19 protein-coding genes are annotated in these 22,002 nt (G+C 62.4%); 14 read left to right on the top strand and 5 right to left on the bottom strand.

Going from position 1 to position 22,002, the window contains the following annotated elements:
• Nucleotides 1-312 precede the first annotated feature (312 nt).
• The 6 genes from BCM02_RS12565 to BCM02_RS12590 all read left to right on the top strand — a co-directional run bounded on the left by BCM02_RS12565 (nucleotide 313) and on the right by BCM02_RS12590 (nucleotide 7,604).
• Nucleotides 313-1,527: a family 8 glycosyl hydrolase gene (locus BCM02_RS12565; protein WP_148929442.1), complete on the top strand. Its 1,215-nt coding sequence runs from the start codon at nucleotides 313-315 to the stop codon at nucleotides 1,525-1,527.
• A 232-nt stretch (nucleotides 1,528-1,759) separates the two neighbouring features.
• Nucleotides 1,760-2,533, top strand: a complete 774-nt coding sequence (locus BCM02_RS12570) for a hypothetical protein (protein ID WP_148929443.1) — start codon at nucleotides 1,760-1,762, stop codon at nucleotides 2,531-2,533.
• Between the two features lie 242 nt (nucleotides 2,534-2,775).
• Nucleotides 2,776-4,761 carry an elongation factor G gene (locus BCM02_RS12575; RefSeq protein ID WP_148929444.1) on the top strand — a complete coding sequence of 662 codons (1,986 nt, stop codon included), beginning with the start codon at nucleotides 2,776-2,778 and terminating at the stop codon, nucleotides 4,759-4,761.
• A gap of 90 nt (nucleotides 4,762-4,851) precedes the next feature.
• Nucleotides 4,852-5,847 carry an EAL domain-containing protein gene (locus BCM02_RS12580; protein WP_246183352.1) on the top strand — a complete coding sequence of 332 codons (996 nt, stop codon included), beginning with the start codon at nucleotides 4,852-4,854 and terminating at the stop codon, nucleotides 5,845-5,847.
• A gap of 30 nt (nucleotides 5,848-5,877) precedes the next feature.
• Nucleotides 5,878-6,351: a PAS domain-containing protein gene (locus BCM02_RS12585; RefSeq protein WP_187434181.1), complete on the top strand. Its 474-nt coding sequence runs from the start codon at nucleotides 5,878-5,880 to the stop codon at nucleotides 6,349-6,351.
• Nucleotides 6,352-6,497: 146 nt separating this feature from the next.
• The gene (locus BCM02_RS12590) at nucleotides 6,498-7,604 is read left to right on the top strand and encodes a nitric oxide synthase oxygenase (RefSeq protein WP_148929446.1); all 1,107 of its coding nucleotides are present in this window, start codon (nucleotides 6,498-6,500) and stop codon (nucleotides 7,602-7,604) included.
• Between the two features lie 64 nt (nucleotides 7,605-7,668).
• Here the strand turns inward: BCM02_RS12590 and BCM02_RS12595 are convergent, their stop codons facing one another.
• Both BCM02_RS12595 and BCM02_RS12600 read right to left on the bottom strand, forming a co-directional pair.
• Nucleotides 7,669-8,457, bottom strand: a complete 789-nt coding sequence (locus BCM02_RS12595; protein WP_148929447.1) for a hypothetical protein — start codon at nucleotides 8,455-8,457, stop codon at nucleotides 7,669-7,671.
• A gap of 139 nt (nucleotides 8,458-8,596) precedes the next feature.
• The gene (locus tag BCM02_RS12600) at nucleotides 8,597-9,751 is read right to left on the bottom strand and encodes a tyrosine-protein phosphatase (protein WP_187434182.1); all 1,155 of its coding nucleotides are present in this window, start codon (nucleotides 9,749-9,751) and stop codon (nucleotides 8,597-8,599) included.
• A 189-nt stretch (nucleotides 9,752-9,940) separates the two neighbouring features.
• Here BCM02_RS12600 and BCM02_RS12605 point away from each other — a divergent pair, with 189 nt between their 5' ends.
• The 3 genes from BCM02_RS12605 (at nucleotide 9,941) to BCM02_RS12615 (ending at nucleotide 13,651) form a co-directional block, all read left to right on the top strand.
• Nucleotides 9,941-10,585, top strand: coding sequence for a GntR family transcriptional regulator (locus BCM02_RS12605; protein WP_148929449.1), 645 nt, complete (start codon nucleotides 9,941-9,943; stop codon nucleotides 10,583-10,585).
• A 21-nt stretch (nucleotides 10,586-10,606) separates the two neighbouring features.
• Nucleotides 10,607-11,692, top strand: a complete 1,086-nt coding sequence (locus tag BCM02_RS12610) for a Gfo/Idh/MocA family protein (RefSeq protein WP_148929450.1) — start codon at nucleotides 10,607-10,609, stop codon at nucleotides 11,690-11,692.
• Between the two features lie 93 nt (nucleotides 11,693-11,785).
• A complete protein-coding gene (locus tag BCM02_RS12615) occupies nucleotides 11,786-13,651 on the top strand; it encodes a DEAD/DEAH box helicase (protein WP_148929451.1) in 1,866 nt (621 codons plus the stop codon).
• Nucleotides 13,652-14,146: 495 nt separating this feature from the next.
• On the opposite strand, the gene BCM02_RS12620 is transcribed toward BCM02_RS12615, so the two are convergent.
• Genes BCM02_RS12620 through BCM02_RS12630 form a run of 3 tightly spaced genes read right to left on the bottom strand, consistent with a single transcriptional unit; the run spans nucleotide 14,147 to nucleotide 16,214 of the window.
• Complete coding sequence (locus BCM02_RS12620) at nucleotides 14,147-14,746, bottom strand: ferric reductase (RefSeq protein ID WP_148929452.1); 600 nt, start codon at nucleotides 14,744-14,746, stop codon at nucleotides 14,147-14,149.
• Complete coding sequence (locus tag BCM02_RS12625) at nucleotides 14,743-15,852, bottom strand: FAD:protein FMN transferase (RefSeq protein ID WP_187434183.1); 1,110 nt, start codon at nucleotides 15,850-15,852, stop codon at nucleotides 14,743-14,745. Before BCM02_RS12625 ends, BCM02_RS12620 begins: the two co-directional genes overlap by 4 nt.
• Before the next feature lie 2 nt (nucleotides 15,853-15,854).
• Complete coding sequence (locus tag BCM02_RS12630) at nucleotides 15,855-16,214, bottom strand: hypothetical protein (protein WP_148929454.1); 360 nt, start codon at nucleotides 16,212-16,214, stop codon at nucleotides 15,855-15,857.
• Nucleotides 16,215-16,569: 355 nt separating this feature from the next.
• On the opposite strand from BCM02_RS12630, the gene pyrH reads away from it, so the two are divergent.
• The 5 genes from pyrH to BCM02_RS12655 all read left to right on the top strand — a co-directional run bounded on the left by pyrH (nucleotide 16,570) and on the right by BCM02_RS12655 (nucleotide 21,984).
• On the top strand, nucleotides 16,570-17,322 hold the full coding sequence (gene pyrH / locus BCM02_RS12635; protein ID WP_187434204.1) for a UMP kinase: 753 nt from the start codon (nucleotides 16,570-16,572) through the stop codon (nucleotides 17,320-17,322).
• A 382-nt stretch (nucleotides 17,323-17,704) separates the two neighbouring features.
• Nucleotides 17,705-18,151 (top strand): LytTR family DNA-binding domain-containing protein, encoded by a 447-nt coding sequence (locus BCM02_RS12640; protein WP_148929455.1) that lies wholly within the window; start codon nucleotides 17,705-17,707, stop codon nucleotides 18,149-18,151.
• Nucleotides 18,148-18,558, top strand: coding sequence for a hypothetical protein (locus BCM02_RS12645; protein WP_148929456.1), 411 nt, complete (start codon nucleotides 18,148-18,150; stop codon nucleotides 18,556-18,558). The genes BCM02_RS12640 and BCM02_RS12645 overlap by 4 nt, the downstream gene beginning before the upstream one ends.
• Before the next feature lie 231 nt (nucleotides 18,559-18,789).
• Complete coding sequence (locus BCM02_RS12650) at nucleotides 18,790-19,815, top strand: NADH:flavin oxidoreductase/NADH oxidase (RefSeq protein ID WP_148929457.1); 1,026 nt, start codon at nucleotides 18,790-18,792, stop codon at nucleotides 19,813-19,815.
• Between the two features lie 303 nt (nucleotides 19,816-20,118).
• Nucleotides 20,119-21,984 (top strand): LTA synthase family protein, encoded by a 1,866-nt coding sequence (locus BCM02_RS12655; protein WP_148929458.1) that lies wholly within the window; start codon nucleotides 20,119-20,121, stop codon nucleotides 21,982-21,984.
• The last annotated feature ends 18 nt before the right edge of the window (nucleotides 21,985-22,002 follow it).

The following is a 22,002-nucleotide window of genomic DNA, read 5'->3' on the forward strand; positions in this document are numbered from 1 at the left end:
TGCCACGCTCGAAAGCTCCCGCCGTCCGCTAGCCCAACTCGCCAGCGCGAAAAAGAGAGCCCAACAATAGCCTTGTCCGCCAGGACAAAAGCGTGCCTCGCTCGAAACGAACCGCCGTCCACCAGCCCAACTCGCTAGCACGAAAGTGGGAGTCCAGAGGGCATAGCCCTTGGAGCCCCCTCGGCGGAGGGGGTTGGGGGAGCGACTTTTATAGGGGAGGTGATGCTCACCACCTACAAAAAGACGAGAAAGAGAGCTGAAGTAGAGAACAAATTAGTCATCCTGTTTACCAAAAAACAAGGAGGCAAGTTAATGAAAATGAAACTAAAAGTACTCCTGTTAAGCGGACTCTGTCTATCGCTACTGCCGGTCGGCGCGGCCCTGGCGGCCGGCGAAGCCAAGCCGTTCCCGCAGCATACGGCGTATACCGCCGGCACGATCAAGCCGAACAACGTGACGCAGACGGCGATGGACAACGCGGTGAAGAGCAAGTGGACCACGTGGAAGACCAACTATCTGAAACCGGCGGGCACCGGCAAATATTACGTCAAATACAACAGCGCGGGCGAGACGGTGTCGGAAGCGCACGGCTACGGCATGCTGTTGACCGTCATGATGGCCGGGGCGGACGCGAACGCGCAAACGTATTTCGACGGGCTATACCGGTATTTCCGCGAGCATCCGAGCGCGATCAACGCGAATTTGATGGCATGGAAGCAGAACAGCAGCTTCCAGAACATCGAAGGCGAGGATTCCGCGACCGACGGGGATATGGATATCGCGTACGGGCTGCTGCTGGCGCATCGCCAATGGGGAAGCTCGGGGACGATCAACTATTTGGCCGAAGCGAAGAAGGTCGTTAACGCGATCATGCAAAGCGACGTGAACCAGACCCGCTGGACGCTGCGGCTCGGCGATTGGGCGACGAGCGGCAACTGGGGCAGCGCGACGCGTCCGTCGGACTTTATGTTGAATCATATGAAGGCGTTCAAAACCGCGACCGGCGATACCAAATGGGATCGCGTGGCGAACCAGACGTACGCGATCATCAACGCCATTTTCACGAACAATAGCTCCGCGACCGGACTCATGCCGGACTTCGTCATCTATCAGAACAACGCGTACGTGCCGGCGCCGGCCAACTTCCTGGAGAGCGGCAACGACGGCAGCTACTACTACAATTCGTGCCGCGCGCCGTGGCGGATCGCGACCGACTACCTCATCAGCGGCGACAACCGCGCGCTGAACCAGCTCAACAAGCTGAACGGTTGGATCAAAACAAAGACGTCGAACAATCCAAGCAACATCATGGACGGCTATACGCTAAGCGGCAGCAAAGTCGGCGGTTATAACAGCGGCGCGTTCTACGCCCCCTTCGGCGTCAGCGCGATGACGAGCTCGGCGAATCAAAGCTGGCTGAACGCGATCTGGACGAAAACGGCCGGCAGCGCGTCGGAAGGCTACTACGAAGACAGCATCAAACTGTTCTCCATGCTGGTCATGTCGTCGAACTGGTGGACGTACTAAAGCCAGGCGCGTCGGCCATACACCCCTCGGCAGTGCCGGGTCCCTCGGGCCTTAGCGGCAGTCGCCGAGGGGTGTTTGTCAGCTTACGCGCGATTTAAGTGATTTTTACCAGCGGATTCCAAAAGGTGGTTCCCAATCAGCCGCGATTCCCTTATGATGAGGGAAGCAGGTAAGAGCATTGTAAGATTTCGAGCTCGCATCGGGCATGCGCATATTTGGATGGAAGGGGCGGATGGCAGTGGAACGATGGGAGACGGCCGCGGCCGATTTTTTGCTGGCGTGGACAAGCCGCAACGATGTGATCGGCGCGATGCTGTGCGGCAGCTATATTACGGGTAACCCTTCCCGCCGCTCGGATGTGGACATTCATCTTATCTTATCGGAGGACGCCGAGAATCGGGAACGCGGCAATCTCGTGCGAGGCGGCCTCATGATCGAATATTTCTTGAATCCGGCGCAGCAAATTCGCGCGTATTTCCGGCAGGATTTCGAGGCGCGTAGCACGATGTCGATGGTGCAGTTCGCCACGGGCCGGATCGTGTACGATCCGACCGGCGTCACCAACGCGCTCAAGGCGGAGGCGAAGCAGTGGCTCGCGAAGGAGCGGGAGGGCTTGTCCGGCGCGGAGCTGGAGCTGGCCAAGTACGCGGTGTGGGACGATATGGACAATGTGCTGGACAGCTTCGAGCAGCGGAAGCCCGACTATCCGTTCGTCTGCCAGCAGGCGATGATGCGCTTGTTCCAGACGTACAGCCGTTTCCTCCAGCTCGCTTCGACGCCGCACCACCACGTGCTGGCTTATTTGAAGGATCCCCGGTATTTGGGCAAATATTTGGCGCCGCCCTTCCCGGATGAAGAATTCGCCCGGAAGATGGTGCGGCTGATCCAAGACAACGATCCGTACCGGCAGGTGCAGGAGTACGAACAGCTGGTTCAGCACGTGTTGCGCGAAATGGGCGGGTTCGATCCGAACGGGTGGCATTTGCGCACGCCGCTGAGCTTGTAGCCGGAAGTCGGCGAGGCAGGCAGCGGACTGACCGGCGATCCCGGTGGGCAATACATAGGAACAAGGCGCCTCGGGGCAGACCCATGGCGCCTTGCTTCGTTCCGGACGGCCGCGCAACGCAAGGATCGCCGGCGCTCACGCTCCCTGTTCATCTGCCCGAAGACTCGTCCGGCTTGCGAACCGTCCTATTATTCCGCATGATAAAAGGAAATGCATTCAGGCTCGAACAAGGAGGACTCCTCATGACGATCTCATTGCGCAACGTCGGCGTGTTCGCCCATGTCGATGCCGGCAAGACTACGACGACGGAGCACATGCTTTACTTGAGCGGCCAGCTGCGCGCGCCGGGCAGCGTGGACAGCGGAACGGCGCAGACCGACTGGCTGGACGTGGAGCGGGAACGCGGCATCTCGGTCAGGGCGGCCGTCACGCGCCTGCAGTGGGACGGGGTGCCGATCAATCTGGTCGATACGCCGGGACACGTCGATTTTCTGTCCGAGGTGGAACGGACGCTGCGCGTCATGGACGGCGCCGTGCTGATCGTCTCGGCGGTCGAAGGCGTGCAGGCGCAGACCGAGGTCATCTGGGACGCGCTGCGTCAGCTCGGCATTCCGACGTTGATCTATATGAATAAAATGGACCGGATCGGCGCGGATCCGGAGGCCGTGCTCGCGCAAATCCGGCGGCTGCTGTCGCCGCAGGCGGCGCCGCTCTTCGCGCCGGACGGGAAGGAGAGCGGCTTCGCCGGCACGATCCCGCTGTTGAATGGAGATAGCGGCTTCGCGCTCGGGGCATCCGGCTACCGGGAGCTGCTCGAAGAGGCCGTCGCCGAGGGCGACGAGGCTGCCATGGAATGTTACTTGGCGGAAGGCGGCCTCGCGGACGGGCAGCTGGAGGCGGCGCTGCCGGCACTCGTGCGCCGGCGCGCGCTGTTCCCGGTGCTCTTCGGCGCTTCGAGCCGCGGCATCGGGGTGAAGGAGCTGTTGGATGCGGTCTTGGCGCTGCTGCCCTCGCCGAAAGGCTCGGCGGAGCGCCCCCTATCCGGCGTCGTGTTCAAAATCGAACGCGATCCGGCCATGGGCCGCATCGCTTACGTGCGGCTGTACGACGGCGCGATCCGCAACCGGGACGCCGTGCGTAATCATTCGCGGCAGCTGGAGGAGAAGGCGACGCAGATCCGCCGCTTGAACGGCCGGAAGACGGAGGATACCGGCCTCCTGGAAGCGGGCGACATCGCCGCCGTGTCCGGCTGGAGCCGGGCGCGGATCGGCGATGTGCTCGGTACGGACGCCGCCGTCCCCGGCGAACGCCGGCTCGCCGTGCCGCTGCTGACCGTGCAGGCGCGATGGAAGAACGACGCGGAATATCCCGTCGTCATCGCGGCTTTCCAGGAGCTCGCCGACGAGGATCCGCAGCTGGACTTGCAGTGGCTGCCGGAGGAACGGGAGCTGCACGTGAAGGTGATGGGCACCATCCAGATGGAGGTGCTGGCGCATGTCATGCGCAGCCGGTTCAAGCTCGAGGTGTCCTTCGACGAGCCGACCGTTATTTATAAGGAGACGCCCGCCGCGCCCGGCGAAGGCTACGTGGCCTATTTGGCGCCGAAGCCGTGCTGGGCGATCCTTCGCTTCCGTATCGAACCCGGCGCGCGCGGCAGCGGCATCCGCTACCGTTCGCTCGTGCGGGGGGAGCGACTGCTCGAGAGCTATCAGCACGAGGTGGCGCGGCGCGTGCCCGAAGCGCTCCAGCAAGGACTGCTCGGCTGGGAGGTCACGGATGCCGAGATTACGTTGGTCGAAGGCGAGCACCACGTGTGGCATACGCATCCGCTCGATTTCGTCATCGCGACGCCGATGGGCATCATGGACGGGCTGGCGAACGCGGGCACGAAGCTGCTGGAGCCGCTCCTTCGCTTCCGGCTGTCCGTGCCGGAAGCGTACGGCGGGAAGCTGATGAACGAGCTGATGCTCATGCGGGCGGTATTCGAACCGCCCGCGGTGCAGGGCGAGCGGATAGAGATCGAAGGCATCCTGCCGGTGGCGACCTCGCTCGATTTTCCGGCGAGGCTCGGTTCGCTCACGAAAGGACGGGGGACGTTATCCGCTTCGTTCGCGGGCTACCAGGAGAGTCCGCCGGACGTTCGGACCGAGCGGCGAAGAAGAGGCGTCGATCCGCGCGACCAGGCGAGGTATATTCTTGCGGCTCGCAGCGCGCTCGCCAGCCAGTAGCCATGCCCGTTTATGGGAAAAAATTAACGAGGGTATCCCTATTTCACTATGATACACTGACACTAGACTAACTAGAGGCGGTGTGCATCTATGTCGGAATGTCGGAGCTGCCAGCCCGGGGAGCTGCTGTACCGGGTGACGGCGGGCACGGACGCGAACGAAGAAGTGCTGCAAGGGATCTTGCCATTCATGCGCGCATCGGGCGTCGTGGTCAAAGAAGAGGAAGGCGCGGTCACGGTCCGCGAATCGGGCATGGCGGATTTCATGGACTTTTGCCGGGATCATATGAATACGTCGGGAATAACGTTCCGGTTGGACGGAGAAGAAGAGCGGCGGCCGTTCGAGGCGCTGGCGCCGCTGCTGGACGCGCGGTGGATCGATTCCATTGTCTTTCAGGGGCGCGTCGTGCCCTATTGCCAGCCGATCCTGGACCGGGACGGCAAGCTGTTCGCGCACGAGATTTTGTCCCGGTTCGCGCGGGAGGACGGGACGCTGGCGCCGCCGGGCGAAGTGTTCCGGGCCGCGAAGGCGCGAGGACGCTTATACGCGCTCGATCGCGTGTGCCGCATGTCGGCCGTGAAGTGCGCCGCCGAGCTGCCGGGCAAAGTGTTCATCAACTTCATCCCGACGTCGATCTACGCGCCGGAGCATTGCTTGCGATCCACGGTCGCGCTGGCGGGGGAACTCGGCATCGATCCGTCTCGCTTCGTCTTCGAGGTGGTGGAGACCGAATACGTGGAGGACCTGGCGCATCTGAAAGGCATTCTGGATTATTATCGCCGGCGGGGCTTCCAGTATGCGCTGGACGACGTGGGCGAAGGTTTCAGCACCGTCGAGATGCTTCGCGAGCTTAAGCCGCATTACATGAAGCTCGACATGGGCTACGTGCGCGGCGTGGCGGGCGATCCGCGGAAGCAGGAGGTCGCGCTTAAGCTGCTCGCCGCCGCGCGCGAGATCGGCGCCGTGCCGCTGGGGGAAGGCGTGGAGGCGCGGGAGGATTACGACTGGCTGCGCCAAGCGGGGTTCGAGTTATTCCAAGGTTATCTGTTCGGCAAGCCTGCGCCCGTTCATGGGAAGCAAGCGTAGAGCACGCCGATAGCGATGGGAGATGATGGAATGGCCGTAAGACGGGAAACAATCGGACAGGTCGGAATGAATCTCGTTTGGAAGCAGGAATGGCGTCCGCAAGGAGAGAACATCCGGGCTTCCCGGACGAACGGTCTGCCGGACAGCAGGCTGGCCGCCTACATGGACTACCATCCGGACGCCATCGTGCTGCTGAACCGCGAAGGAATCATGCTGCGCGTCAACCGTACCTTCGAAACGATGTTCGGTTATACCCGAGCAGAGGTCGAGAACAAGCTCGCGTACGAATGCCCGGTCATTCCGCCGTCTGAGCTGCCCGGCGTCGCGGAGCGGCACGCCCGGGCGCTGAACGGCGAGGTGGTCGCCGGCGTCGAGACCGTGCGCATCGCGAAGGATGGCCGGCGGATTGACGTCGTCGTGACGGTCAGACCGCTGGTACGCGGCGATGACGGCGTCGACATCTGGATCTCCGAGTTCCGCGATGTCACATGGCAACGTCATTGAGCTGTCACCAATTGCGAACAAATTCGCCATCAAGTCTCCACCTGCAGGTCCCGGAAGCCGGGGCCTATTTGTTATATAATAGTAATTAATCCTGAAGGGGCGCGAGAGGTCCCTTCGGCACACAACAACAAGAGAAGGTGACGGAAGTGAAGCAGCGCGAGACGGCCCGGCATCAAGAGCTGGCCGAAGAAGCGGTACGATTCATCGAGAGCTGTTACCGGGAGCTTGGCCGCGCGGAGCGGCAGACGGCGGCTCGGGCGGCCGAAGTGCGGGCTTCCATCGCAAGGACCGGCACCTATGCGCATACAAGCGAAGAACTGGCCCATGGGGCCAAAATGGCGTGGCGCAACAGCAATCGCTGCATCGGCCGGTTGTTCTGGGAGACGCTTCACGTCATCGACGAGCGCGGCGTCGCGGATAGCGACGGCATGGCGGAAGCCATCTGCCGCCATATGGCGTACGCGACGAACGAAGGCCGCGTCCGGCCGGCGATCACGATCTTCGCTCCGGCGGACGCGGACGGCGCGGGTCCGAGGATATGGAACGCGCAGCTGGTCCGCTACGCGGGCTACGAGCGGGAGGACGGGACGGTGCTCGGCGATCCCGTATCGGCCGCGCTCACGAAGCGGTGCGAGGCGATGGGCTGGCGCGGGGCGGGTACCGCGTTCGACGTGCTGCCGCTCATCCTGCAAGCGGGCGGCGGCGCGCCGAAGCTGTACGAGATGCCGAGGGAGCTCGTGCTGGAAGTGCCGCTGCGCCACCCGGACTTCCCGGCGTTCGGGGAGCTGGGGCTCAAGTGGTACGCCGTCCCGTTCGTCTCGAACATGCGGCTTGAGATCGGCGGATTATCGTATACGGCGGCGCCGTTCAACGGCTGGTACATGGGGACGGAGATCGGGGCGCGCAACCTGGCCGACGGCTTCCGCTACAACCTGCTGCCGCGCATGGCGGAGCTGATGGGTCTCGACACGCGGAGCGAGGCGACGCTGTGGCGGGACAAGGCGCTCGTAGAGCTGAACGCGGCCGTGCTGCATTCGTACAAGGAGCGGGGCGTCTCGATCGTCGACCACCATACGGCGGCCAAGCAGTTCGCCCGGTTCGAGGAGCAGGAGGCGCAGAAGGGCCGCGACGTCACCGGACGGTGGTCGTGGCTCATCCCGCCGCTGTCCCCGGCGACGACGCACGTGTTCCACGGCCGCTACGATGCAACCGAGCGGACGCCGAACTATTTTGCGCAGGACGAATGGGTTTAACGATCGCGAACAACGAACAAGGCAGTGCCAGCGGAGAGCGGGCACTGCCTTGTGACGTCTTGATTTAATGATCCAGCAGGGTTAATGACAGTCCGTATCGAATGGGCGGCTTCGAGTCTAGCTGCTCATTATCCGCCGTGATGGCGACGACCTGCCCGCGTTCTAACGTCGATAGCAGTCCGGCATCCAGTCGGTACCATGCCGCCGCCGGATCGTAATTGGCTTGACGGAGCACGTCTTCCTCGGATGCCGTTGCCCAATCCAACTCGCCCGGATCCCGCAGGAGCAGCAGAGAAGCATCTGTTCCGTGGTCGATCCAAGCGACATAACCGTAATGCGTTCCCTCGACATCCGCGGGCAGGCTAGCGCCAAAACCCGATTCGTGTCCCTTGCCCTCCGCGCGTTCGACTAATCGCCGGAGTTCGTCCTGCTTGCTCTTCGGGTGGAGCGTGTAGAATACGTTCGACGCCATGTCTTTAAAAAACAGTCCCTGTCCGCCGAACTCCAGCGAAAGCTCGGTGCCATCCTTCTTCGTCAGCACCGCGATCCGGTAGAAGTCGGCCGTGGCGTCCGAGTTAAGAGGGGGAGATGAGTCGATAAGCGTCACGAATTGCGCGATGTCCGCCGGCGAATCGAGGATGCCGACCGTATCCTGCGTGATGCCTTCGGCAACCGGATCGTCCACAATGGCGACCTCGACGATATCTCCGGCAGTCACGCGAAAAGGCTCGCTTACGACTGCGAGAGGCGGCTCGATCCCATTTGGCGCGGGTGCATTCTTGCATGAAGTAAGGACGAGAAGGAGCATCGCGGCCGCGATGCCCAAGCTAGCCAGCGATTTAGGCTTCTTCATGATCCTGGCTCCTTTACAAACGATATAGTAACGTTATGACGCGGCCAGGTCTTCGAAAGGTTGCACCCGCGAGCGAAAATGAAAAAGAGGTGCCCGTGGACACCTCTTCCGATAACTATGATATGCCGGGCAGGAAAATCTACTCTAAGTACATCTTCTTCAGTTGCGCGCGCTTCTCCGCCGTCAGGCCGAGCGCCTTCTCCAAGAAGCCGTCCACGGAGCCGTACGTCTTGTCGATCTCGTCGAACGCCGCCTCGATATATGCCGGACGCACGTCCATCAGCGCTTTGAACACCTCGATCGTCTTCTCGTCCGTCAGCTTCAGCTGCTTCACGATGCCGTCGACCGCCGCTTTGTTATACGCCTCGCGGTAAGTGTTGCTGAGCAGGAAATCCTCCACGACCGTCTCCTTCGGCACGCCGAGCGCGAGCAGGATGAGCGCCGAGCCGAAGCCCGTGCGGTCTTTGCCGGCGGTGCAGTGCTGCACCAGCGCTTGGTTCGCCGGATCGAGGAGCAGCTCGAACAGCGTCTTGTATGCTTCCGGATTTTGCACCATTTGGCGGTTGGCTTGAATGAGCATGTCGCCCGGCTCGCCCAGCTGGTCGAGATGGCCGGAGGCGATGAGCGAGACGATGTCCGTACCGCTGCTCTCGTCGCCGCTGCCTTCGGCTTCTTGGAACGCGGGATTGCTCACGTACGTCACGCCGGCGATGACCGGATCCGGCTTCGCCTTCACTTCGCTGCTCGTCCGGTAATCGACGTTGGTCTTCAGCCCGAGCTTCTGCAGAAAGGCGATGTCGGCTTCCGTCAGCGCGGCCATCTCGTCCGCCCGGAACAGCTTGCCCCACTTGACGGCGCGTCCGTCCGTCGTCCGGTAGCCGCCGAGATCGCGGAAGTTCGTGACGCCCTTCAGCGACAGTTTGCGTTCCGAGGTGACGATGGTCGCGCCGCTCCCGCCTTTGATTTTGAAATAAACCGGGCTGCCCGGGCTCGGATCGGCCGCCACGAAGCCGTTGTACCGGACGTACGTCTTGGCGAGCTCCTTCCATCCGCCCTCCGGGCTCGTGCTCCAGTATACCTTCGCGGCGCCGAGGTCGGCGCTCGCGTTCCAGCGGATCACGAGCGAGCCATCGGCCTTGCGAACGACGCTGGCGTCGGTGAAGGCGCCTTGCTTGGCGGTTGCAGCCCCGACGGACTGCACGGCTGGCGCGGCGGTTGTCCCGGCCGCGAAGGCTGCCGCGGGAGTGATGGAGATGGCGATCGCTGCGCTGAGCAGCACGGCTTTTTTCATCATGGTGAACAATTCCTCCATTATATAGGCAAGTATGGGTATGTAACTGGTATACAAGTTGCATTATGGAGATGGAGTGTTACGGGATCGTCAAGAACATGTGTAGGTTTCGTTAAAGCCGGGCCTTGCTTGCAAGCAGGCGGGACAAAACGTACAATTTTGTTAACAGATCGTGGAAAAGAGGATTGGAGAATGACGACTTCATTGGCGGATTACATCTACGCCGGGCTTCGCGCCAAATTGGTGCGGGCGGAGCTCATGCCGGGGATGCTGCTGTCCGAGAACGAGCTGGCCGCCGAATTCGGCATGAGCCGGACGCCGGTGCGCACGGCGCTGTCGCGGCTGGAGACGGAAGGGTTCGTCGTGTCGCTGAAGAACCGGGGCATTCTGGTCAAGGAGCTCTCCGGCAAGGAAGTGCTCGATATGTTCGAGACGATCGCCGGCATGCAGGCGTTCACGGCGGAGACCGTCGCGCAGCGGGGAGGCGGCTTCAATATCCCGGCGCTGGAGCAGATGCTGGAGCAGCAGCGGGTGGCGACGGGGCGCGGCGATTACGCGGCGCATATGGAGCATTCGCTTGCGTTCACGACCATTTACTTGGCGGCATCGAACAACAATTTCATGTTGAAAATCATGGAGGAGTGCCGAGACAAGCTGATGATGGCCGCGATCGTGAATTTCAAGCGCACGCCGCATCAGGAGCACTTCTCGTCCGACGCCGTGAACGAGCGGATGATGGAGCTGATCAAGGCGGGCGACTACGGCGCGCTGCGGCAAGCGGCGCTGGACAGCTATGCGGCCGTCCGGGAGCGGGCGTTCCGGGCCGGACATTTTTAAGGGGAATCGGGGTTGAGGAGCATGACGGAGAAAATCAAATTCGGCATCGTGGGCGGCGGGTGGCGCGCGGAGTTTTATTTGCGCATCGCCGCGGCGATGCCGGAGCGGTTCGAAATTACGCGGATGCTGGTCCGCAGCGAGGAGAAGGGCGCGGCGCTGACGGCGAGGTGGGGCGTGCCGACGGTGCGGAATATGGAAGCGTTCGTGCGCGGCCGCGACTACGCGTTCGCGGTCGTATCGGTATCGAGGAGCGTCTGCCCGGATTACATCGCGGCGCTGACGGAGGCGGGCGTGCCGGTGTTATCCGAGACGCCGCCGGCCGAAGGGCTGGACGAGCTGCTCGCGCTGCATGCGCGCCTTGGACCGGATGCGCGGGTTCAGGTCGCCGAGCAGTATGTGTTCCAGCCGATGCATGCGGCGCGGCTGGCGGTGGTCCGTTCGGGCAAGCTGGGCGAGGTGTCGCACGCGCAGGTATCGTCGGCGCACGCGTATCACGGCATAAGCTTGATCCGCCAATTGCTCGGGATCGGCTTCGAGGACGCGGTCATCCGGGGCGAGCGGTTCAGCGCGCCGCTGATTGGCGGACCGGGCCGCGGCGGCGCGCCGGAGTCGGAGACGGTGGCCGATTCGGTACAGGACTTGGCGATTTTCCGCTTCGACGGCGGGCGCGCGGCGGTGTTCGATTTTGCCAAGGAGCAGTATTTCTCCTGGATTCGGAGCAACCGCCTGCTCGTTCGCGGGGAGCGCGGCGAGATCAAGGACGACGAGGTCCGCTATCTGGCCGATTACCGGACGCCGCTTCGGATGGCGCTGACGCGGGTAGATACAGGGCACGGCGGCAATTTGGAGGGCTACTGCCATACGGGCGTTACGCTCGGAGCGGAGTGGGTGTACCGCAATCCGTTCGCGCCCGGGCGGTTGTCGGACGACGAGATCGCGATCGCGACGGTGCTCGCGCGCATGGGCGAATACGCCGAAGGCGGGCCTTCCTTTTATAGTTTCGCGGAGGCGGCTCAGGATCATTACTTGTCGCTGATGATGCACCGGGCGCTCGAGACGGGCGAGACGGTCCGCACGGAGGCTATGCCGTGGGCAATTCGGGAATAAAGGGTCATATAGATGCTTTTGTGGTACGATAAAGGGAGCTGTGGGCTTGTTATCGGAGCGTATGAGCAAGAATAGATAAATGAGGTGGCCATTTTGGCGGATTTTGTACAACTAGGGATATCACAGGAGCAGGCGGCGGCGCTGCGCAGCGGAGGCATCGTGGATCCGACGCCGATTCAGGAGGGCGCGATTCCGGTCATTCTGCGCGGGGAAGACGTCGTATGCCAAGCGCAGACCGGAACGGGCAAGACGCTCGCGTTCCTGCTGCCGATGCTGGCGAAGCTCGATCCGAAGAAGCCGAAGCTGCAGGGTCTAATCCTGACGCCGACGCGGGAGCTTGCGCTGCAGATTACGACGGAGCTGAAGCGTTGGCTGGATAAGGAAGCGGGCTTCCGCGTGCTCGCCGTCTACGGCGGTCAAGACGTCGAAGCGCAGATGCGCAAGCTGGAGAACGGCGTGCATATCGCGGTGGCGACGCCGGGCCGTCTGCTCGATCACCTGCGCCGGGAGACGATCACGCTCGGAGGCGTGTCGATGCTGGTGCTGGACGAGGCCGATCAGATGCTGCACATGGGCTTCCTGAACGAAGTGGAGCAGATTATCTCGGGTATTCCGACGCGCCGGCAGACGATGCTGTTCTCGGCGACGATGCCGCAGGGCGTCCGCTCGCTCGCGGCGCGCTTCATGCGCGACCCGAAGGACATCACGGTGAAAGCGCCGAAGGTGACGGTCAAAGGCATTCGCCAACTCGTCGTCGAGACGACCGACCGCGGCAAGCAGGACGCGCTCATCCGGATGATGCACGAGAACACGCCATACTTGGCGATGATCTTCTGCCGGACGAAGCGCCGCGCGGTCGCGCTGAACGAAGCGCTGCAGGAAGCCGGCTACATGTCGGACGAGCTGCATGGCGACTTGTCGCAGGCGAAGCGCGAGCAGGTGATGAAGCGGTTCCGCGAGGCGAAGCTGCAGTTCCTCGTCGCGACCGACATCGCGGCGCGCGGTCTCGATGTAGAAGGCGTGACGCATGTCTATAATTACGACGTGCCGCATGACGTCGATAGCTACATCCACCGGATCGGCCGGACGGGCCGCGCCGGCGCGGAAGGGCTGGCGGTGACGTTCGCCACGCCTCGAGACGGGCATGCGATCGATGCGATCGAGCGCGGCATCGGGCAGACGCTGGAGCACCGCCGTGTCGACGGCACGAAGGTCGCGGTTGCGGCTCGGACCGAGAGCAGCTCGGCGAAGGCGGGCGGCAAGCGCCGCGGCGACGACGGCAAGGGCGACCGGAAACCTCGCCGCGGCGCGGATGCGCCGGGCCGCTCGGGCGGACGCGGCGATCGCGACCGTACGGCCGGCGGGCGCGCAGGCGCCAAGGGCGGACGCGGTGCGGCTGGCGCCGGACGCAGCGCCGCGCAGCTGGAAGAGACGATCAGCGGCTGGGCGGGCCGTCAAGACGCGGCGGCGCGCGCCGAGCGCGGCGAGGCGCCGGTTCGCGGACGCGCGGCCGGCGGCCGTGGCGAGCGTGGAGGCGCGGCCGCCCGCGGCGGCGGTCGTGCCGGTCGTCCGGAGGCGGGTTCGGCTCGCGGACGCGGCGAGCGCGAGGAATCGGCCGGCCGCTCGGGCGGCTGGGCATTCCGCCAAGAGGCGGGCTCTGCACGCGATCGCGCGGCGGGCGGCCGTGGCGAGCGCGAGGAATCGGCAAGCCGCGCAGGCGGCTGGGCGCGCCAGGATGCCGGCGGCGCTCGCGGCGGCGAGATCGGCGCGTCCGGCAAGGCGCGCACCGGGATTTGGGGCGGCGGCCGTGATGGCGGCGGCGCTCGCGGCGGTTCGGCTCGCCAAGGCGGCGGTTCCGCGGGCGGCCAGAAGAGCGGCCGCGGCTCGGCTCCGGCCGGCGGCAGACGCGGCGGCGGCTCGGCCGGCAAGAGCGGTCGTCCGCAGCGCCGCGGGCGGTAAGCGGCAGGGAATAGAGAAACGCGTGGGACGTCGAAATGACGGTCTACGCGTTTTTTTGTGCGGGTTGCGGCGACGGCGCGGCCCGGGGCGCGCAATAGCAGCGCTCAGCCCGCTATTGGCGAAGGAAACGGTTGCGCCGCGTGCAATAGCGGTATCCAGCCCGCTATTGGTGGCGGAAACGATCGCATCGCGAGCAATAGCGGCACCCAGCCCACTATTGACGGTGAACGCGATCGCACCGCGAGCAATAGCGGCACCCAGCCCACTATTGGCGGCGGAAACGGTCACGCCGCGAGCAATAGCGGCACCCAGCCCACTATTGGCGGCGGAAACGGTCACGCCGCGAGCAATAGCGGCACCCAGCCCACTATTGATGGCGGAAACGATCGTGCCGCGAGCAATAGCGGTACCCAGCCCGCTATTGACGGCGGAAACGGTCACGCCGCGAGCAATAGCGGCACCCAGCCCACTATTCCCGCCGCGGCATGCCCCCGCTCACGACACCGACCCCTTGCGCCTAAGCGCGGCCGGCCTGCCCCGGCCGCCTTTGCCCGTGTTCGCGAACGAGCGGTACGCGGCGCGCACGAGCGTGGCGAGCACCACCGAGCAGGCCGACAAGGCGTAGAACCACTGCGCGGCGAGACTGCCGCTGTCCGTTCCCATGAAGAAGCCGTGCACGAGCGCCATGACGAAGGCCGGATACGCGCTTAAGTGGAGCGCGAACCAGAGCGGCCGCTTCAATTTGCCTCGCAGGTCGGTAGACAGAATAATGAGGACCAGCGCATAGAAGCTGAGCGTTCCAAGCCCGGAGAGGACCGGCCGATAGGACGCGGTGAACGGGATGAGCAGCTCGCTCCAGCTATAAGGGACGTACGTGTCGATGACGGTCAGCATGCCATGACCAAGGCCCAGCGCGGCGCCGTCGATCGCCAGCGCGGCGTGCGTCTTGTACAACCGCTTCTTGACGGGAGCGCTCCAGAAGGGAAGGCTGTACAGAATGCCAAGGCAAATGCCGGCCGTAATGGCGGCGAACGAGAGCAAGCCGAGTGCCCGCATCGCCTCCCACCAAGGCAAGGCCAAGAACCAAGTCATCATGGTGAATTCCTCCTGATGTTGGAATGTTCGAATCGCGTCAACGGAATCTCCGCGGCCGCTGCTTCTTGCCAGCGCTCTTCGCGTGCCGGTCCGGCCGCCCTCGACAGGCGCGTGCGTCCATCGCGGGTGAACGCGAGCGCTTCGCAATCCGAGCCGGCCAGGCGCAGACGGAACGTGCCCTCCGCCCAGCCAACAATGCAAATGACTTTCGCCCATACCTCGCACTCGGTCGCCGCCATGCCGGTCACCGTGCACTGCGCGACGTCGCTTCGGCTGGCGCGCATCGTCGCGGGATCGATGAGATGATGCCGCGTCTCGCCGGTCGGCGAGCTCCAGCTGCGGCCCAGCACGCTCGAAGTGGCGGCTGCGCGATAATCGCCGTCCAGCCGCAGCGTTCCCCAGTTGCCGTCCGGCTCCCAAGGATGCTCGATGCCGATGGACCAATGCTCCTGCTCGCCGGGCGAGCCCCAAGTCGTCAGATCGCCGCCGGCTTTGATGAGTCCGGCCGCGATGTCCAGCCGGCGCCGGAGGTAGTCGGCAAACCGCTCAACCGCCCAGCTCTTGACGATGCCGCCCAGGTCGAGCGCGCCGCCTGGCGGGAGCGTCGCCGCCTTCATGCCAAGGTCGAGCCGAAGCGCCGAGATCGGCGAGCAGGACGGCGCGGCATCAGCCGTTCGCGGAGCAGCCGCGGCGTTCCGGCTGTCTTCATGAGCGCCGGCTTCACCCGACCGTTCGCGCAGCTGCTCGTAGCTGACGTCGTACCCCGAACGGGCGAGCGCATCGAGCACGAACGGCGAGAACGTCCCGCCCGTGACGCGGCCGTAATGGGCCGCGAGCTCGAGCACCTCGAGCATCGTATCCGAGACCATCATCGGCCGGCCTTCGGCGCGATTAAGCCGGCAGAGCTCGCTATCCGGGCGAAAGCGGCTGAATCGCTGCTCGACGAACCGAAACCAGTCGGCCGCGGCAGCTTTGGCTTTGGCGGCTTGACCGTCGCTTGCGCGCAGACGAAGATAGACGGTCGTATTCATGGCGCGAAAGCGAAAATCGTGAAGACGTCCTCCGGCAGGCGCGGTCTCTTCCGTCCGATATTCCGTTCTCGGCATCGTTAAGACCTCCCTGTCCGGGCCGCGTCCCCGCTCGCGTCCCACGTCCGGGAATCGGCTGCATCGCCGTCGCTTCCCTGCCATCCTTGTCCGCCGGTATCGAATCCGGGTTCGCCGCGACCGCGTCTTTGCGCGCTTTCTCCGCCGATTTCGGCTTCCGGCTGCGCCGTCTCGACGCCGGACAGCCACTCCTGCCAGACGGGGTCCTGGCTCTCCTCGGCCGTCTCCGCAGCCGGGACTGCCGCGTTTTGCGAGACGGCGGCTTCATAATCCGGGCTTGTTTTAATCACGTGAAATAAGAAAGCCATGCCGGCCGTTCCGGCCATGGCGATTTTCCATTTGAACCATTTGTCTCGTGTCATGCGAATGCGCCTCCTCTAGGTTGTCGCTAGCTGGCTCTATTATCGCGCGCGTTCCTGAGTAGCATCTGAGGCGAAACTGAAAGAAAGCTAAATGCCGTCTTCTGGCGTGAGCACGTCCCTCCCGCTAGGACCTATCGCCCAATTCGGCGGCGGGTCGTTGCCTTTTGCCGTCCGATGCGGTATTCTCTTCTGCAAAGAACATTTGGGAGGGGTGGAAAGATGAGGGAACTACTGCCGCGCAAACGCAAAACCGCTCTCTTTCTTCCCTTTTCCAATGGAACACCAAGGCCTGCCGAGGCTTTGGTGTTTTTTTATGCCGTAATTCGCTCAAAGTCCAGGAGGTGCAGAGGTAATGATGGTGAAATACAAGCGGGTGCTCATTAAATTAAGCGGCGGCGCGGTTGCAGGCGAGGGCGGTTCGGGCTTCGATCCGGCGCGGATGAACCGCATCGCGGACGAAATCATGTCGGTGCTGGAGCTGGGCGTCGAGGTGTCGGTGGTCATCGGCGGCGGGAACATCTTCCGCGGCAATCTGGCCGACAATTGGGGCATCGAACGCGCGGAGGCGGACAACATCGGGACGCTGGCGACCGTCGTGAACAGCCTCATGATGCGCGGGGTGCTGAAGGCCAAGACGAACCGCGAGGTCCGGGTCATGTCGGCGATCCCGATCTCCTCCGTGGCCGAGCCTTACATCCGGCTGCGCGCGATCCATCATCTCGAGAAAGGGTATGTCGTCATCTTCGCCGGCGGCAACGGCCAGCCGTTCGTGACGACCGATTATCCATCCGTGCAGCGGGCGATCGAGGTGAACAGCGAGGCGCTCATCGTCGCCAAGCAAGGCGTGGACGGGGTGCTGACGGGGGATCCGAAGAAGGAGCAGCATCTGCGCAAATTCCGGACGCTGCATTATGACGACGTGCTGCGCCATGATCTGAAAGTGATGGACCAGTCGGCGTTCATTCTGGCGCGCGATTACCGGCTGCCGATCCACGTCGTCGGCTTCGATACGGCGGGCTCGCTGCGCGCGGTGTGCGAGGGTCGCGAGGCGGGCACGCTGATCAGCAGCGAGAGCGAGCTGGCCTACGACGACGAATTGCCGGCATAAGCGGGTTTTATTCTTACATGGCATACGGCTAGAGGGTTGTCGCGCGAAGCGATGTTCAGCTCGGCATTCGACTTGGCTTCGTCCAGCGGATGCCATCCGATCTAGGCTTTGCCGCCTTTAATCGTGACGCGTTAACGAGATCCAGCCGGAATCCAGCCAGCGTACAGCCGGCGTTCAGCCTCGCCTAGCGAAGCCCAGTTCCCCTTCGGGAGCTGGGCTTCTTTGAAGCTTGCAGCGCCGCCGATGGACGGCGACGCCCGTTTCGCCTTGCGCGGATCGGCGAGAAAATGCAACAAACCTGCAGCATTGTGCAACAAAGCGAAAAAAGATAGTTTTGACCAACGGCAGCTTATATGATGGGTTTGAGAGGAGGAGCTACCCAGTGAAAGTCATATTCGGAACCGATGCGAGCCTCGAGAAGAACCTCGCCAGAATCACGACCAACCCCGCGGAACAAGCGGACTGGAGCAAAATCGAAAACGCGATCCGCGGCATGGAGCAGAAAATCGTCGTCATCAACGCGAAGAACGGCCGCAGCGTCGAGGTCGCGCGAAGCGCCATCGCGGTCATTCAATCGGAGGATCGAATGTCCAGCGTGCGTCTCATTACCGGCGAGATGTACCTGTTGAATAAAAGGTTGAAATATGTGGAGGAGGAGATGGACCCCGCCGAGTTTCTCAAAATCAACAACCAAACCATCATTAACACCCGCTACATTCAGGAGTTCTTCTCGACGGAGCACGCGAGGGTGAAGGTCGTCCTGTCGGATCAATCGAGCTATTTCGTCAGCCGTCACTATATCAAATCATTTAGGGGGAAATTACAATGATCAAAGAGTTGAGACAGTCGTTCTTCCAAACGTTTACGTTGACGTCGCTATGGGTTACGCTGCTGCTGTCCTTGTTCTACAAGGATCAATCGATCACCACGTCCTATCTGTGGAGCGCCGCGGGCATTGCCTTGATCGCCGCCTTCTTGTTCGGCATGATGTATAACGCGTTGTGGAATTACTTCACGTTGAAGCCGGCGTGGAACATTCTGATTGCCTCGACCCTGAATATCGCCGGCGGACTCGCGATGGTCTGGCTATTCTCGAAGGAGATGTACGACAGCGTGATCGCGTGGTGGCCCGGCATGGTGGTCTTGTCTCTCGCGCTGCACACGGCGGCGTTCTACTTCTACGCGAAATCGGAAAGCAAGCGGAGAGCCGACGAGCTGAATAAGCGGATCAAATAGATCGTTCGCGAAAGGCCGCCCGCGTGCGGTCTTTTCCGCGCATATAGGAAAGTACAAGTTTCACGGTAATACTTCGGCCGCTTTGTCACGATCGCTGAATGCTGCATTCCCAATCTTCCGAGTATAAACGCAAACCAATCCGCATTGCGCGTGCAGCCCCGCATCGTGTACAATTCTAAATATTAATAGGTAACTTACAAAACTAAATTGAGATTGGAGTGTCGCTGTCCCATGTCGCACTTGGATCAACCGTTCACGCTGGGCAATCTTACGCTCAAAAACCGGATCGTCATGCCGCCGATGTGCCAATACGCCGTCGAGGCGAAAGACGGCATCCCGAACGAGTGGCACTACGTCCATTACGTCTCCCGCGCGATCGGCGGGACGGGGCTGATTATTATAGAAATGACCGACGTCGAGCCGGACGGCCGCATCTCCGATTACGACCTTGGCCTATGGTCGGACGAGCAAGTGCCGGCGTTCGCCCGCATTATTAAGGAAGCGCAGAAGTACGGCGCGAAAGTCGGCATCCAGATCGCCCACGCCGGACGCAAGGCCGAAGACGCCGCGCAGCCGGTCGGTCCGTCGGCGCTGCGGGTCGACGAGAACTTCAAGGTGCCGCGCGCGCTGACGAAGGACGAGGTCGCGGGCATGGTCATCAAATTCGCGGATGCCGCGCGGCGCGCGGTAGAAGCCGGCGTCGACACGATCGAGCTGCATGGCGCTCACGGTTACCTGATCCATCAATTCCATTCGCCGGCCATTAACGACCGGACGGACGAATACGGTCAAGACAAGGCGCGCTTCGGCGTCGAGGTCATTCGCGCGGTGAAGGCCCAAATGCCGGCAGGCATGCCGCTCATCATGCGCGTATCGGCGATCGAATATATCGACGGCGGCTACGACCTGAGCGACTTGCTGCCGGTTCTTGAGCAGTACAGCGCGGCGGGCGTCGACGCGTTCGACGTCAGCTCGGGCGGCGAAGGACCGGCCGGCAAGCGCAAGCCGGGCAATTACCCGGGCTATCAAGTCGCGTTCGCGCGCGAAATCAAGCAAGCGCTCGGCTTGCCGGTCATCGCGGTCGGCAATCTCGACGATCCGAAGCTGGCCGAATCCGTCGTCGCGAGCGGCGACGCGGAGCTGATCGCCGTCGGCCGCGCGATGCTCCGCGACCCGTACTGGGCGTACAACGCGCTGCGCGCCAACGGGGAGACGCGCCGGGGCATTCTGCCGAAGCCTTACCTGCGCGGCGAGTAAGCCGCTCGCGGTGCCTGCCAAATAGAAGCAGCGCCGCGCTGCCGTCTTCGCCATCGAGCGGGTCTCTCCATTGGATGATCGATCGCGCAGATACAGCCTGCAAGTCTATAAGCAAGCGATCCTAGCCTGTCCCAGCGCCATGCTCCTTTCCGGAGCATGGTTTTTTGCTGTCTTTCCCTCCTATGACCGGCGGGCGAAGGAGACATTTCCGTTTTGACATCGGCCCATGTCGGGCGCATAATATACAATGGTTATTCGGTTTACGGCGGAAGGCAGATTGTTACGGGATAGGGAGGTGCGATCATGTCCTTATCGACGACGCATCGTCTGATAAGCGCACGGCCGTTCATTTTTTTTACGATTATTTTGCTCATTAAAGGGTATTTGGCTTGGTTCGTCCTCTTCGACGCGACGCCGACCTGGCAGCCGCTTGTCACGGAGCTGCCGTTCGCGTGGCTGGCATTCTGCCTGTTGGAATGGTTCGCGTCCAAGCGCAAGCTCATCTATTACATGGCGCTCAATTTGTTGTTCACGAGCATATTTTTCGCGGTCATCATGTACTACAAATATTTCGGCGTCATCGTCACGTACCATGCGCTGGAGCAGGTGAATCAGGTAACGGCGGTGAAGGACAGCGTGTTCGAGCTGCTGGACCCGTATTTCCTGTTTATTTTCACCGATATTATCTTGATTCCGCTCTTGATCTACCGGAGCGCCAACTCGCGCCTCTGGCGTAGTCTGAGCGCCCGCAAGCTGAAGCGGAGCACCGCGAGCGTGCTGTTCGTCGTCTCGGCGGCGCTCTGCCTGCTCAACATTTGGCCGAACCGGGCCAGCATGAACGAGATCAAGAAAGCCGAAGAGATGGGCATTCTCAACTACGAGGCGTTCACGGTCGCCGACCGGCGGGACGAGCCGCTCGTCCCGGCAGACATGATTACGCAGGACGCGATTAACGCCATGAAAGGCATTCAGGAGCCGGATTCGCCGAACCTGTCGGGCGCCGCCGAAGGGCGTAACGTCATCATCGTGCAGCTGGAGGCGTTCCAGAACTTCCTGATCGACCTGAAGATCGAAGGCCAGGAAGTGACGCCGAACATGAACAAGCTGGCGCGGGACAACTTCTACTTCCCGCATTTCTTCCAGCAGGTCGGGCAGGGCAACACGTCCGACGCGGAGTTCGTCGTCAATACGTCGTTGTATATTCCGCCGCATGGCGCGGCCGCGATGCAATACGCGGACAAGGCGCTGCCGAGCATGCCGAAGCTGCTGGCGGACCGCGGCTACGAATCGTACAACTTCCACACCAACGACGTGGCGTTCTGGAACCGGAACAACCTCTACGACGCCCTCGGGTTTACGCGTTACTACGACAAGCCGTTCTTCACCGAAGAGGATAAAGTGTTCTTCGGCGCTTCGGATGAGGTGCTCTACCGCAGGACGGCGGAGGAACTGAAGCAGAAGCAGGACGCGGGCACGAAATTCTACGCGCATGTCATCTCGATGACGGCGCATCACCCGTTCTCCATTCCGGCGGAGAAGGATAAAATCAAGCTGCCGGCGCGTTATCAAGGCACGTTCGTCGGCGATTACATCCGCGCGCAGAGCTATGCCGATTATGCGCTCGGCAAGTTCATCGAGGAGTTGAAGGTAAGCGGGTTGTGGGAGAACAGCATCCTGCTCGTCTACGGCGACCATCTGGGTCTGCCGAAATATTCCCTCGACGGCAACGATAAGCGTCTGATGGAGGAGATTTACGGGCGGACGTACACGTACCACGACATGATCAACATTCCGTTTATCATCGCCGGCGATAATGTGACCTATCCGTCGCGGCAGCAGCAGATCGGCGGCCAGTCGGACGTCATGCCGACGGTAATGAATTTGCTTGGCATTTCGATGCAAAACCATGTTCATTTCGGTCAGGATCTGCTGAACCAGAAGACCCGCAATTTGCTGCCGCAACGCTATTATTTGCCGTCGGGTTCGTTCCTGAGCGGGGAATCGCTCTATATCCCGGGCGTCGGGTTCGAGGATGGCGTGGAATATCCGCTGACGGGCGGCGAGGCGAAGCCGGTCGAGACCGTGACGGAGCAGGACTACGACGGCGCGCTGAACCTGCTGCGGTATTCGGACAGCTACGTCGAACAGCTGCCGGATCGCGAGAAGTAGGGCGCATAGGCTTGCCAA

Origin of the sequence: Paenibacillus methanolicus (assembly GCF_008124765.1) — a bacterium.
Lineage (GTDB): Bacteria > Bacillota > Bacilli > Paenibacillales > Paenibacillaceae > Paenibacillus_Z > Paenibacillus_Z methanolicus.

Bases quoted from the DNA above. Each gene is read 5' to 3' on its own strand.
- BCM02_RS12645 (WP_148929456.1), top strand. From the start codon at position 18,148: ATGATCAAAGAGTTGAGACAGTCGTTCTTCCAAACGTTTACGTTGACG.
- BCM02_RS12565 (WP_148929442.1), top strand. From the start codon at position 313: ATGAAAATGAAACTAAAAGTACTCCTGTTAAGCGGACTCTGTCTATCG.
- BCM02_RS12655 (WP_148929458.1), top strand. From the start codon at position 20,119: ATGTCCTTATCGACGACGCATCGTCTGATAAGCGCACGGCCGTTCATT.
- BCM02_RS12650 (WP_148929457.1), top strand. From the start codon at position 18,790: ATGTCGCACTTGGATCAACCGTTCACGCTGGGCAATCTTACGCTCAAA.
- BCM02_RS12630 (WP_148929454.1), bottom strand. From the start codon at position 16,214: ATGACACGAGACAAATGGTTCAAATGGAAAATCGCCATGGCCGGAACG.
- BCM02_RS12625 (WP_187434183.1), bottom strand. From the start codon at position 15,852: ATGCCGAGAACGGAATATCGGACGGAAGAGACCGCGCCTGCCGGAGGA.
- BCM02_RS12570 (WP_148929443.1), top strand. From the start codon at position 1,760: ATGGCAGTGGAACGATGGGAGACGGCCGCGGCCGATTTTTTGCTGGCG.
- BCM02_RS12610 (WP_148929450.1), top strand. From the start codon at position 10,607: ATGACGGAGAAAATCAAATTCGGCATCGTGGGCGGCGGGTGGCGCGCG.
- BCM02_RS12575 (WP_148929444.1), top strand. From the start codon at position 2,776: ATGACGATCTCATTGCGCAACGTCGGCGTGTTCGCCCATGTCGATGCC.
- BCM02_RS12585 (WP_187434181.1), top strand. From the start codon at position 5,878: ATGGCCGTAAGACGGGAAACAATCGGACAGGTCGGAATGAATCTCGTT.
- BCM02_RS12580 (WP_246183352.1), top strand. From the start codon at position 4,852: ATGTCGGAATGTCGGAGCTGCCAGCCCGGGGAGCTGCTGTACCGGGTG.
- BCM02_RS12595 (WP_148929447.1), bottom strand. From the start codon at position 8,457: ATGAAGAAGCCTAAATCGCTGGCTAGCTTGGGCATCGCGGCCGCGATG.
- BCM02_RS12605 (WP_148929449.1), top strand. From the start codon at position 9,941: ATGACGACTTCATTGGCGGATTACATCTACGCCGGGCTTCGCGCCAAA.
- BCM02_RS12620 (WP_148929452.1), bottom strand. From the start codon at position 14,746: ATGATGACTTGGTTCTTGGCCTTGCCTTGGTGGGAGGCGATGCGGGCA.
- BCM02_RS12600 (WP_187434182.1), bottom strand. From the start codon at position 9,751: ATGATGAAAAAAGCCGTGCTGCTCAGCGCAGCGATCGCCATCTCCATC.
- pyrH (WP_187434204.1), top strand. From the start codon at position 16,570: ATGGTGAAATACAAGCGGGTGCTCATTAAATTAAGCGGCGGCGCGGTT.